Source organism: Vibrio sp. 378, assembly GCF_033339435.1.
The window spans coordinates 1-670 of record NZ_JAWOUO010000620.1; the positions used below are offsets into that span (position 1 = coordinate 1).

Here is a 670-nt window from a genome sequence, read left to right on the forward strand (position 1 = left end):
CGGTCGGTGACATGGAGAAGTATTACGATGCGTTGGACTTTAAAGATTGGACTCACGCCGTTTCTAAAGCACCGATGCTAAAAGCACAGCACCCTGGCTTCGAGACTTGGCGTGAAGGGATTCACGGCAAAAACAAAGTAGTTTGCGTCGACTGCCATATGCCGAAGGTGACAAAAGCAGATGGTACCGTTTATACCGATCATAAAGTAGGCAATCCTTTCGACCGCTTCGAAGACACATGTGCGCAGTGCCATACTCAAACCAAAGAGCAGCTACGTAACATCGTGTCGTCACGCAAAGCGCAGGTGTTGAACATGAAATTGACCGCCGAGAAGCAAATTGTCGCGGCGCATTTTGAAGCTGGAGAAGCATGGAAAGCAGGAGCAACGGAAGAAGAAATGAAGCCGATTCTCCAAGATATTCGCCATGCGCAATGGCGTTGGGATTATGCGATCGCCTCTCACGGTGTTCACATGCACGCACCAGAAGTGGCGCTGGAAGTTCTCGGTACCGCAGTTGATCGCGCCGCCGATGCTCGTACTAAATTGGTACGCTTACTGGCAACAAAAGGCATTACTGAACCTGTTCAAATTCCAGATATCTCGACCAAAGCAAAAGCCCAAGAAGCTTTAGGAATGGATATGGAAAAAATGAACGCGGATAAAAAGCA

General features: G+C 48.7%; 1 protein-coding gene. It reads left to right on the forward strand.

What is annotated here, in order from left to right; all coding sequences use genetic code 11:
- A partial coding sequence (locus tag R7Q48_RS27895) for an ammonia-forming cytochrome c nitrite reductase subunit c552 (protein ID WP_318133540.1) occupies positions 1-670 on the forward strand: 670 nt, incomplete at both ends.